At 68.2% G+C, this 11,443-nt stretch carries 9 protein-coding genes and 1 pseudogene; 6 read left to right on the top strand and 4 right to left on the bottom strand.

The window, feature by feature from the left end; all coding sequences use genetic code 11:
* The first annotated feature begins 141 nt into the window (after window positions 1-141).
* Together HUA75_RS15175 and HUA75_RS15180 are read left to right on the top strand one after the other, a co-directional pair.
* Window positions 142-705: an RNA polymerase sigma factor gene (locus HUA75_RS15175; protein ID WP_174486787.1), complete on the top strand. Its 564-nt coding sequence runs from the start codon at window positions 142-144 to the stop codon at window positions 703-705.
* Window positions 706-870: 165 nt separating this feature from the next.
* Window positions 871-3,471 carry a chitinase C-terminal domain-containing protein gene (locus HUA75_RS15180; RefSeq protein WP_174486788.1) on the top strand — a complete coding sequence of 867 codons (2,601 nt, stop codon included), beginning with the start codon at window positions 871-873 and terminating at the stop codon, window positions 3,469-3,471.
* A gap of 256 nt (window positions 3,472-3,727) precedes the next feature.
* Here HUA75_RS15180 and HUA75_RS15185 read toward each other — a convergent pair whose 3' ends face one another.
* Both HUA75_RS15185 and HUA75_RS47925 read right to left on the bottom strand, forming a co-directional pair.
* On the bottom strand, window positions 3,728-3,946 hold the full coding sequence (locus HUA75_RS15185; RefSeq protein ID WP_174486789.1) for a hypothetical protein: 219 nt from the start codon (window positions 3,944-3,946) through the stop codon (window positions 3,728-3,730).
* A 563-nt stretch (window positions 3,947-4,509) separates the two neighbouring features.
* Window positions 4,510-4,824, bottom strand: coding sequence for a hypothetical protein (locus HUA75_RS47925; protein ID WP_371746128.1), 315 nt, complete (start codon window positions 4,822-4,824; stop codon window positions 4,510-4,512).
* Here HUA75_RS47925 and HUA75_RS15195 point away from each other — a divergent pair.
* Both HUA75_RS15195 and HUA75_RS15200 read left to right on the top strand, forming a co-directional pair.
* Window positions 4,777-4,926 (top strand): annotated as a pseudogene (locus HUA75_RS15195) (sigma factor-like helix-turn-helix DNA-binding protein); the annotation flags it as partial. The gene HUA75_RS47925 and the pseudogene HUA75_RS15195 sit on opposite strands and share 48 nt — an antisense overlap.
* A 329-nt stretch (window positions 4,927-5,255) precedes the next feature.
* Window positions 5,256-6,620: a hypothetical protein gene (locus HUA75_RS15200; protein ID WP_174486790.1), complete on the top strand. Its 1,365-nt coding sequence runs from the start codon at window positions 5,256-5,258 to the stop codon at window positions 6,618-6,620.
* 120 nt (window positions 6,621-6,740) lie between these two features.
* Here HUA75_RS15200 and HUA75_RS15205 read toward each other — a convergent pair whose 3' ends face one another.
* Window positions 6,741-8,657 (bottom strand): glycoside hydrolase family 2 protein, encoded by a 1,917-nt coding sequence (locus HUA75_RS15205; protein ID WP_217446080.1) that lies wholly within the window; start codon window positions 8,655-8,657, stop codon window positions 6,741-6,743.
* Between the two features lie 156 nt (window positions 8,658-8,813).
* Between HUA75_RS15205 and HUA75_RS15210 the strand changes: the two genes are divergently transcribed.
* Complete coding sequence (locus HUA75_RS15210) at window positions 8,814-9,224, top strand: hypothetical protein (protein WP_174486792.1); 411 nt, start codon at window positions 8,814-8,816, stop codon at window positions 9,222-9,224.
* 124 nt (window positions 9,225-9,348) lie between these two features.
* The gene (glgC, locus tag HUA75_RS15215) at window positions 9,349-10,596 is read left to right on the top strand and encodes a glucose-1-phosphate adenylyltransferase (protein ID WP_141644597.1); all 1,248 of its coding nucleotides are present in this window, start codon (window positions 9,349-9,351) and stop codon (window positions 10,594-10,596) included.
* 10 nt (window positions 10,597-10,606) lie between these two features.
* Here the strand turns inward: glgC and HUA75_RS15220 are convergent, their stop codons facing one another.
* The gene (locus tag HUA75_RS15220; protein ID WP_174486793.1) at window positions 10,607-11,314 is read right to left on the bottom strand and encodes a siderophore-interacting protein; all 708 of its coding nucleotides are present in this window, start codon (window positions 11,312-11,314) and stop codon (window positions 10,607-10,609) included.
* Window positions 11,315-11,443: the final 129 nt, after the last annotated feature.

Raw genomic sequence — 11,443 nt, forward strand, 5'->3', positions numbered from 1 at the left:
GGGGGCGGCACCCTCCTGCTTCTCCGCTTCGCGGGGTGAGGGTGCCGCGTCTCCGACAGGTGACACCGCCCACCGGGAGCGCCCGGTGGGCCGGGCAGCGCCGGGCCCGACGCCCCTGCGCGGATGAGGCTGGGAGAGGCCATGGCGACTGCCAAGCTCGGTGTGGATGAACCTCGCGTCCGGGAAGCGAGTCGGGGGAATCGTGACGCGGTCGGCGCGCTCCTGACGGAGCTGTTGCCCCGGGTCCGGACGCGGGTGCGGTACCTGGTCCGCCGCGACACGGAGGTGGACGACGTGACGCAGGAGGCGCTCGTCGCCATCCTGCGCGGCCTGCGCGGCTACCGGGGCGACGGCGCCTTCGCGTCCTGGGCGGACCAGGTGGTGCGACGGGTGAGCTTCGCGGCCTCACGCAGGGCCCGCATCGAACGACGTCAGCGCGATGAAGCGAGTGCCCGGGACTTCGAGTCCTGCGACGAGCTGGCGAGGGAGGACTGCCTGCTGCGTCGACAGGTGGAGGGGCTCCTCGCGCAGCTCCCCGACGAGCAGCGCCGCGCCTTCGTCCTTCACCACCTTCAGGGAATGAGCGTGCCCGAGCTGGCGGACGCGCTGGCGATTCCCTTCGAGACGGTGAGAAGTCGACTCCGGTTGGGGCGGGCCCACCTGCGCGTGCTCGTGGCCCGGCGTGGCGCTTCGCTTCAAGCCTGAGTCACCCCGGCACCTGTCGGATTCAGGACCGACGCCGCCCGCGAAGCGCGAAGAGCGGTGACCCGAACCCGCCGTGCTCGCGCTCTCAAGTCCGGGGCGGACCGCCCCGATGTCCGGCGCGCTGTCCTGGCGCGCCGTCGTGCACAATCAAGCAAGGAGAACGGAATGAGATTCCTTCACGGGATGCTCCTGGTCGCCACATCCATGGCCTGCCTGTCCGCGGAGCCACCCGCCGAGCCACCCGAGGGTGCCGCCAAAGCAGAGCTGGCGGTGGACTGCGCCGGGTATCCCGCCTGGAACGCGAGCACCATCTACAAGGCCGGCGACCGCGTCGTGTACCAGAACAGCCTTTATGAGGCGCTGGTCAGCATCTGGACGGCGGACCCTGTCTTCGGCACAGCCAGCGGTTGGTACAAGCTGGTGGGCGTGTGCGGTACGGGCGAGGTGGACACGCAGCCTCCGTCCATCCCCTCGGGCCTTCGCTCCACGGCCGTCAGCGCTTCCACGGTGTCACTGGCCTGGGACGCCTCCACGGACAACGTAGGGGTCACCGGCTACGACGTGTTCGTCGCGGGAGGGGCGACTGTCGCCGCGACGGAGACCTCGGTGGTGGTGGGGGGGTTGAGCGCCAGCACCGCGTACACCTTCACCGTGAAGGCGAAAGACGCCGCCGGGAATCTCTCCGGGGCGAGCGCGGCCCTCCCGGTGACGACCTCCAACGGAGGGGGTGAGCCCGGAGGTTGCCGACCGGACGGCCTGTATCCGACGCCCGGTGTGAGCGTGCCGTATTGCCAGGTCTACGACTCGGCCGGCCGCGAGAAGATGGGCGCGGACCATCCGCGCCGACTCATCGGCTACTTCACCGGCTGGCGACACGGAAAGAATGGCCAGCCCGCGTACCTGGTCCCCCAGATTCCGTGGGGCAACCTCACGCACATCAACTACGCCTTCGCGCACGTCGACGCGCAGAACCGCGTGTCCGTGGGCGCGAACACCGCGAACAATCCCTCCACGGGGATGCAGTGGCCTGGCGTGCCCGGAGCGGAGATGGACCCCGCGTACTCCTACAAGGGCCACTTCAACCTGCTCAACAAGTACAAGAAGCAGTACCCGAACGTGAAGACGCTGGTGTCCATCGGCGGCTGGGCGGAGTCGGGGGGCTATCTGGATGACAACGGCAACCGGGTGGCAAGCGGTGGCTTCTACACGCTGACGACGACGGCCAACAACACGGTGAACACCGTGGCCATCAACACCTTCGCGGACTCGGTGGTCACCTTCCTTCGCACGTATGGCTTCGACGGCGCGGACATCGACTTCGAGTACGCCACGTCGATGCCCAACGCGGGCAACCCGGATGACTTCGCCATCGCCACGCCTCGGCGCGCCGGGCTGGTGCGTGGCTATGTCGCGCTGATGAAGACGCTGCGCGAGAAGCTGGACGCGGCCAGCGCGGCGGACGGGAAGTACTACCTGCTGACGGCGGCCACCACGGCCTCGGGCTGGATTCTGCGCGGTACGGACACCTACCAGGTGACGCCGTACCTGGATTTCGCCAACTTGATGACCTACGACCTGCACGGGGCTTGGAACGAGTTCGTCGGACCGAACGCCGCGCTGTACGACGACGGCAAGGACGGAGAGCTGCTGCACTGGAACGTGTACGGCACGTACGGCGGCATCGGCTACCTGAACACCGACTGGGCCTATCACTACTTCCGGGGCGCCCTGCAGGCGGGCCGCATCAACCTGGGCGTGCCCTACTACACGCGCGGCTGGCAGAACGTCACCGGTGGCACCAACGGTCTGTGGGGCAAGGCGCCGCTGCCGGACCAGACGAAGTGCCCGCCGGGCACCGGCTCCAGCGTCGGCTCCACGGTGCCTTGCGGCAACGGCGCGTTGGGCATCGACAACCTCTGGCACGACAAGAACTCCCTGGGCGCGGAGGTCGCCTCTGGCAGCAACCCGCTGTGGCACGCCAGGAATCTCCAGGAGGGGCGCCAGGGCTCGTACCTGATGGCGTACGGCCTGGACCCGGTGAATGACCCCACGGACCGAATCACGGGAACGTATGCACGCAACTACAGCGCGGCGCTCGCGTCGCCCTGGCTGTGGAACGCGACGAAGAAGGTGTTCCTGTCCACCGAGGACGAGGAGTCGCTCGGGGTGAAGGCCCAGTATGTGGTGGACCGGGGCATCGGCGGACTCATGTTCTGGGAGCTGGCGGGTGACTACGCCTTCGACCCCAGTCGCGCCAACGGGCAGGGCGAGTACTTCATGGGCCACACGCTGACGCGGCTGCTGTACGAGAAGTTCAAGACGGCGACGCCGTACCGCAACGTCCGCGCGAATCAGGGCATGCCCACCGACACGCTGGATGTCACCGTGGAGCTCGTGGACTACGCGCTGGGGGATTCGAACTACCCCATCTCTCCCACGCTGCGGCTCACCAACAACTCCGGTCAGGCCATCCCCGGTGGCGCGCTGCTCCAGTTCGACTACGGCACCTCGACGCCCGCGACGCTGGCCCAGCAGTCCGGCTGGACGCTCAGCCTGGTTCGCAGTGACCACTCGGGCTCCAACCTGGGCGGGCTGAAGGGAGACTTCCACCGGGTGCAGCTCACCGTCCCCACCTGGCAGGGCATCCCCAACGGCAGCACCGCCACCGTGAAGCTCACGTACCAGCTCCCCATCGCCAGTCCTTCCAACTACACGTTGGCCTTTGGCGGGAGGACGTATGGCCTGAAGCAGAACCACGCCCGCTGAACGGAGCGCGCGTCCGGTCCGGGTCTCTCCGCTGGACGATGACCCGCGTGGGGGCGAGGCCCAGGGGGGAGGTGTGAGGCCCCTGGAACACCTTCACGCGGGCATCGGCGAGCCGTGCGTCCTCCCGCGTGAGCGTCTTTCGGCCACCGCCCGCCGCGCCCACCACCCAGGTACACCATGACGTGCTCTGCATCGGACGGGTCGGTCTTGGAGTGGTAGAGCACCAGGTCGCCCGGCATCGGCTCCTCGCCGAGGCTCACACGCACGCAGTCAGCCCACAGTCGGTGGTGGTATGCGAGCCCCGCCAGTCCGGGCCGCACACGTCACGCAGCGCCCACGTCACGAGGCCGGAGCAGTCATGGATTCGGTGGTGGGTGACGACATCGCGCTCGCCCTTCGCGCCCCACCTGTAGGATGCGTGCATCTGAACGAGGACGTTGGAGATGAAGGCGGTGCGCTGCGTGGGTCGAAGCATGGACAACACTCCTGGAGGTGAGGGTTACCCTCCAGGAGACGTGGCGATGGATTGAGGTGAAGGTGCGCCGAACCCGCGCCCTTGGCGCATGCGGCCTACTTGGCGTAGGCCAGCAACTTCGGAGCGGCAGGATAGCGACAGATTAGCGCGGCAAAGACATCGCGCTCCCAGCACGCCCCCTTATCGGTCCCCTCATAAGCGGCGCCGGGCACTCTTGTCGTTGCATTCACAACGAGCGAGTTCAACGGCGGGATTTTGTTGGCCTCGCAGAACCGCGCAATCTCCCCCAGGTATGGCCCGAGCTTGACCGGAGGCGGAGTCACCTTGGCGGCAGACTTGATGCCGAGGTACGTCACCAAGCGGCGCTCCACTCTCTCAGGTCGATAGACGCTACGAAAGACAAAGTGATTCCGCCGCTGATGCTGCAGCAGGGCTCTAAGCAGCTTTCGGGCGGTTACAGAATTCGACAATTCGTGGCACTGACGAGGTGACTCAATGGCTTGCGATGTCGTCTCTTCCATAGATGGTCAACTGTTCCTCATTCAGTGCCTCCGAACATGGGCTCACGACTCATGCACCTCAGCGGCAGCTGCCGGCGAGAGGTTGCGGTGTTGTCGTGCACCGCGCTCGCCCATCAGCACGTGGATGTTGTTGGTGAGCTGGGGCCGGGCCTCGCCCTGCCAGGACTCCATCGCCCGCAGGCGCTGGTCCACCAGGTGCAGCTCCGCGTCGTGCTCGCGGACCACGCGCAGCTCCGTCTTGATGTCCTTCACGTCGGCGCCGATGGCCTCCACCCTCTGGACCAGGAGGGGCACCTGGTCGGCGGCCTGCTCATGCTTCACCATCTTCAGGGGATGAGCGTGCCCGAGCTGGCGGATGCGCTGGAGATTCCCTTCGAGACGGTGAGGAGTCGACTCCGGTTGGGGCGGGCCCACCTGCGCGTGCTCGTCGCCCGGCGTGGCGCTTCGCTTCAAGCCTGAGCCACCCCGGCACCTGTCGGATTCAGGACCGCCGCCGCCCGCGATGGCGATGCGCGGCGCCCCGAACCCGCGGTGCTCGCGCTCTGAACCTCATCCTCGGGGCGAGGCCGACGGAGTTGCCTGCACGGGCGAGGCCCGCGGGATGTGGCTCCCTGGCCGGCGTGCCTGGAGGTGCTCCCGGCCCGCGCCACGCCTTGGATTGAACAACCCGTCGTGTGCGCCCCGGGCCCGGGGGTTGTTTCCCAGCGTGTGCCTCACAACTCCGTGAAGCCCCCTTCGCTGAGCGAGCGCCTGGGGCGTGCCCCCGTGCATGGAAAAGGAGTCAGGTGATGCGGAGTTTGCGAACGAAGACAGTCACGCTCGGCGTGGTGCTGCTGGGCTGGGTGGTGCTCTCGGGCTGCGGGCAACCCGAGGAGGGCATGACGCCGGACACCTGGGGAGACGACGTGGGGCGCCCCATGGCATCCCAGGAGGCCGTGGGACCGCCGAGCGTGCGGGCGTGGCAGGTGCTGGACACGGGCATGATCTATCGCGGCAACACGCGCTCCTCGCGCATCGCGCGGGACAGCGCGGGCAACGTGCTCACCCTGGCGAGCTACTGGCGAAACGGCTCCCAGCGCACGCTGGAGTTGCTCAAGCTGAATCCACTCGGACAGGAGGTCTGGCGCAAGGTCTTCGCGTGGCCCGTGGCGCAGCTCCAGCCCGCCGAGTCGGACTTCTATTCGTTCCCGGACCTGGTGGTGGATGCCTCCGACAACATCCTGCTGGCGGGCCATGCGCCGGAGACGATGGACCTGGGAGATGGCGCGCTGGGCAAGCGCTCGTTCGTGGCGAAGTTCTCTCCAGCGGGGACGCTGCTGTGGCGGCACGCCTTGTGTGACGAGCTGGGCATCCGCGCGGTGGCGGTCGACTCGCACGGCGCGGTGTGGCTCGGAGGTCAGGTGGGCCTGAACTGCAACGTGGGCGGTGGCGTCCGGTGGCTGCTGGAGAACCCGGGGTGGCAGGGCTACATCGCGAAGTTCGACGCGAATGGCGATTACGTCTTCGACCGCGCCATTGGTGGAAGGGGTGACCGCGTGGAGGTCATGGACCTGAAGACCTCCTCGGACGATGGCGTCGTCGTCGTGGGGTGGCGCTATGTCTTCAACCGTTCGCCGGAGCGGGTGGCCTTCGTGTCCAAGTTCGCCCGGAACGGTCCGCACCGCTGGTTCCGCGAGTACCCGGAGGCCACCGGTGGCTTCTATGCCGTCGCGGCGCTCGGTGACGACATCGTCGCGGTGGGCAGCTTCTCGGGGACCATGCGCTTCAAGGGACAGGACTATCCGGGAGGCATCTGGGGACGCGGCAACATCGCGGCTTACTCGCTCACCGGAGAGGAGCGCTGGATGTCACTGGTGGGGGCCTGGCTGAAGGATGTCTCTACAGGCCCGCTCGGCATCGCGGTGCTGGGTGCGTGCGACGCCACGTGTCCGCCGCCCGAGGTCCAGTTCGGCGGCACGGATGGAGTGCTCGGGCTCTACTCTCCGGCAGGAAGTCGACTCTGGGGCGCGGGAATCGGGCCCTTCCACGGCGCCGCGTGGGAGCTGACGTACCACCCCACGGGCGAGGTCTCCCTCACGGGGGACGCGGACGTCGATACCTCGACGACGCCGTTCAGCGCGAAGCAGCTCATCCAACGACTGCGGCCCCAGTAGCGCGGTGCCTCCTCGCGCCAGCAGTGGCCTCCGAGTCTGAAGGAGGCCCTGTCCTGGGTGACGTTCAGCGTGGGCGCGAGGCCCTGGGCAGGGACGACGATGCGATCCATGTGCACGCCGTCAGGGCGCGCGCGCCTGTTCGGTGTGGGCCTGTCGTGCCTCCAGCTTGCGGTAGTGCTCGGCGAGGACGTCGAAGGCCTGCTTGCGCTGCCCCGTCTCCGAGAGCAGTCCCTTGCGATTCCACCCCTGCTGGTAGACGGGATGCTGGCGCCGGGGCGAGCGGAAATCCTTCAGCACCCAGGGCGACAGGCCGCGCAGCGAGGGCACCTTCTCGCTCATCGCGAGCGTCTGCCGGTGGTACTCGGCCTGGAACTCCTCGGAGAACTTCCGCTTCAGCCCGGGCTCGTGGAATCCCGCCTGGGCGTCGGCGCCGAACTCGGAGAAGACGAGCGGCTTGCCCGTGTCGTTGCGCCAGCCGATGCCTGGCAGGTCCGCCAGCGCGTCGTCGGAATACCAGCCGTTGTAGGTGTTCACCGCCGCCACGTCGAGGTGGCTCACCAGCGGGTCCTTCACCACCATCACCGACTGGCCCTTCTCCTGGACACGGTCGATGAGCAGCGCCGCCGTCACCAGCCGCGTGTCGTCGAGCGCTCGCGCATCTGCCGCCAGTCGCGCGAGGAAGGCGTTGCGCGCATCGCTCACGGGCGTCTCGTTGGCCACGCTCCAGAACGCGATGGAGGCGCGGTTGCGGTCCCTCAGGATGTTCTCCGCGAGCATCCGCCGCGCGGTCTCCAGCGTCTCGCCCCGGGCGAAGTTGACGCGCCAGTAGACGGGAATCTCGCTCCAGACGAGCAGCCCCAGTTCGTCCGCCATGCGTGTCATGACCTCCGAGTGCGGATAGTGGGCCAGCCGCACGAAGTTGCCGTGGAGGCCGTGCTTCACCTCTCCGAGCAGCGCGCGCGCCGCCCCGGGAGTCATGGCGCGGGTGGGGTTCTTGCCCAGCTCCTCTTCATGCAGGCTGATGCCGCGCAGGAAGACAGGCTTGCCGTTGAGCAGGATGTCGTGGCCCTTCACTGCCAGCGTCCGGAAGCCGATGCGGTCCACCAACCGGTCCTCGCCGGCCTCCACCGTCACCTCGTAGAGCGCAGGCTGTTCTGGGCTCCAGCGCTTCAGGGCGGAGGGCTCCGCCGCATCGCCCGTCCAGCTCCCATCCGCGCCGGTGCGTCCCTTCAACGTCAGGGACAGCGCGGGGATGCGCACCTGCACCTCGGTGTCCCCGGGCCGCGTGCCCTGGAGCCGCACCGTCGCGCGGAGGCGGCCGTCGTCGCCCAGGCGCACCCACGCATCGTCGATGTACGTGGCCGGCGTCAGCACCAGGCGCACGGGCCGGGTGAGGCCGCCATAGGTCTCCCAGTCGGTGACGGTGGGCGGCACGGTGTCGGCGGAGCGCACGGAGTCGACGCCGACCGTCACCTGGTTCTCCCCCGTGCGCAGCAAGGAGGTCACCTCGAACGCGAAGGGCGTGAAGCCGCCCTCGTGAATCCCCACGGGCTTGCCATTCAAATACACACGCGCCACGTAGTCCGCGGCGCCGAAGCGCAGGAACGCTCGCTGGCCCGGGGCCTTGGTCGCGGTGAAGGTCCGCTGGTACCAGACGAGGCCGTCGTAGTAGCGCATCGTCTCGTCGTGGGAGATCCACGAGGCGGGCAGATGGACCACGGGCGAGCGGCGCAGGTCGTATTCGTAGAGCGCCTGGGGATTCGCGCGCGTGACGGCATCGACATCGACGTCGTCATGGCGACGGTGCCCGGGGCCGGCCTCCGCGCCATGGAAGCCCGCGAGGCCGTCTCGGTATGGGTCCACGGACCAGTGCCAGGCACCCGACAAGTCCTGCCCGGCGCGAGCCTCCACGTTGACCAGCACGGGCCCCACGCGCGCGGGTGTTGTCTGGGAAGGAGTTGCCGCAAGGGATTGCGTCGCCAGTCCGACAATCACGGTCAGCCCTCCGCACCGCTGCTTGAGCCACTGTCCCCGCATGGTCATGCTCCGTGAGTGCGAATGTGTCCGCCGTGCCTCGGCACGCGCCGCCAGGGGCGCAGGCTAGGCAGGGAGGACAACCCCTGTCGAACGCAGGTGCTCCAGCGCTTGCTTCGACAGTCTTTCCCGCAACGCTTCACGGGCTGGAGGTGACGCATGTCCAGGCCGCGGGAGGAGGCGGAGCACCCGCTGTCCGGTGCGACGGCGCGCTCGGTCCTCACCGTGTTCTTGAGTGTCCTGATGGCGTTCTTCCCCAAGTGCGCCATGTGCTGGGCCGCGTACCTCAGCCTGTTCGGAAGCGTCGGGCTGGCGAGCGCGCCCGCCGTGGAGTGGCTCTTCCCCGTGCTGCTGGGGCTCTCGGGCGTCCACCTGGGGCTCCTGCTGCGGCGGGCGCCGCGCAAGGGCTATGTCCCCTTCGTGCTCAGCCTCGTGGGCCTCGCCGTCATCCTGGGTGCGCGGCAACAACTCCCGGTGCGACCCTGGCTGTCGTTCCTCGGCATCGCGCTGATGGCCGGCGGCTCGCTGCTGAACGGCTTCTCCGTCCGTCCCTGGAAGGACGCCACCTGAGTCGGACCTGCCCTCGTGGCCCCGCGCGTTGACGCACGAGGACTTCTGGTGGGGCGCGCGCCGTGAAAACGGACAACCCTTCGTGGAGCCCTATACTGGGGGCCACTCAGGGAGACATCTCAGCATGGGTACGCGCATCCTCGGCATGGTGCTGGCCGGAGGCCAGGGAACTCGGTTGTCGCCGCTCACGCTGAGGCGCTCGAAGCCAGCGGTGCCCTTCGGTTCGAAGTACCGCATCATCGATTTCGCGCTCAACAACTTCATCAACTCCGGCATCTACTCCATCTACGTCCTGACGCAGTTCAAGGCGCAGTCGCTGACGGAGCACATCCAGCGCGGCTGGCGCTTCGGCTCGGTGCTGCTGTCGGACTACTTCATCACCCTCGTGCCCGCGCAGATGTACCTGTACGAGGAACTGGGGCCCGTCTGGTACCGGGGCACCGCGGACGCCATCTACCAGAACATGCATCTGGTGGAGAACCACCGCCCCGAGCACATGGCCATCTTCTCCGGCGACCACATCTACAAGATGAACGTGGCGCACATGCTGGAGCAGCACGAGTCCCAGCGCGCGGACATCACCATCGCCGCGTACCCCACGCCCCTGGCGGACGCGCACCGCTTCGGCGTCATGCAGGTGGACGAGCGGGGCCGGGTGACGGAGTTCCAGGAGAAGCCCAAGGACCCCAAGGCCATCCCCGGCCGGCCGGACACCGCGCTGGCCAGCATGGGCAACTACATCTTCCGCAGCAAGGTGCTCGCGGAGCTGCTGGAAGTGGACGCGAAGACGGAGGGCTCACAGCACGACTTCGGCAAGGACGTGCTGCCGCGCGCGCTGCGTGACGGCTATCACATCCAGGCCTACGACTTCGCCAAGAACCCCATCCCCGGCCAGACGGCGCCCAACACCTACTGGCGCGACGTGGGAACGCTGGACGCGTACCACGAGGCGTCCATGGACCTGGTGTCGGTGAACCCGGAGTTCGACATCTTCAACGCCGAGTGGCCGCTGCGCTCCGCCAGCGAGTACAGCCCGCCCGCCAAGTTCGTCCACGAGGCCGGGGACAGGGTGGGGCGCGCGCTCAACTCCATGGTGGCCGGTGGCTGCATCATCTCCGGCGGCGTGGTGCGCGAGAGCATCCTCTTCCGCCGCGCGCGGGTGAACAGCTACGCGAGCGTGCAGCGCTCGGTCATCTTCGACGAGGTGGACATCGGCCGGCACGCGCAGGTGAAGAACGCCATCATCGACAAGGGCGTGCGCGTGCCTCCCAACGCGAAGGTGGGCTACGACCTGGAGGCCGACAGGGCGCGCGGCTTCACCGTCACCGAGAGCGGCATCGTCGTGGTGCCCAAGGGCTACCGCTTCGAGTGAGCCGCGTGCCTCACAGCCCGCGCTTGCCGTCCGCCCAGTAGGCCTTGCTGCGCACCGAGCGGCGCGAGACGCCGTGCCGCTCCAGCAGCTCCTGGCGCAGCGTGACGATGGAGCCCGCGTGCCCGGCCAGGTAACACGTCGCGCCCGGCAGCACGTTGCGCCCAAGCCACGCTCGCAGCGCCTCGCCTCGCGGCTGTCCGTGCTCGCGCGCGACGGCCGTCAGGGGCACGCCCACCCGCTCCAGCCAGTCCTCCGCTCCCGGCTCCACCTCGATGGCGCCCAGCAGCCGCAGCGGTGAGGGCAGGGCGCGAATCATCGCCTGGAACAACCCCAGACACGTTTCGTCGCCCAGGAACACGTGCGCGGGGGCCTCCTCGTCCACGCCGAGCCGGCCTCCAGGCCCGAGGATGTCCGCCGTGTCTCCCGGCTGGAGCGCTGAGGCCCACGCGCTGCCGGGCCCCTGCCCATGCAGGAAGAAGACGACCTCCATCGCCCCCGCCACCGGGTCCATCATCGACGGCGTGTAGTGGCGGAACGCCGTCTCGCTGACGCGGAACTCCACCTCCTGCCCGGGCTCATGGACGACGCCGCGCAGGGACTCTCCCTCGAAGCGCACCCGACGCAACCGGGGCGCCAGCGTCTCCACCCGGGCGATGTGCGAGGGCTTCGCGAACCAGGGCATCAACGTGTTCGCGAGGACCGCGGGCATCTCCGGCATGGCTCTCTCCGTCGGGGTTTCGGTGTTCAATCTTTAATATTGAAAATGAGAATCGTTATCAAATAGGCTGTCGTCCTGTCGAGTGGGCAGTGCTTCGCGGAAGCGTGGAAGTGGTGCCTGAGCGTCGGA

It is taken from the genome of Myxococcus sp. CA040A, from assembly GCF_013336725.1.
Lineage (GTDB): Bacteria > Myxococcota > Myxococcia > Myxococcales > Myxococcaceae > Myxococcus > Myxococcus llanfairpwllgwyngyllgogerychwyrndrobwllllantysiliogogogochensis.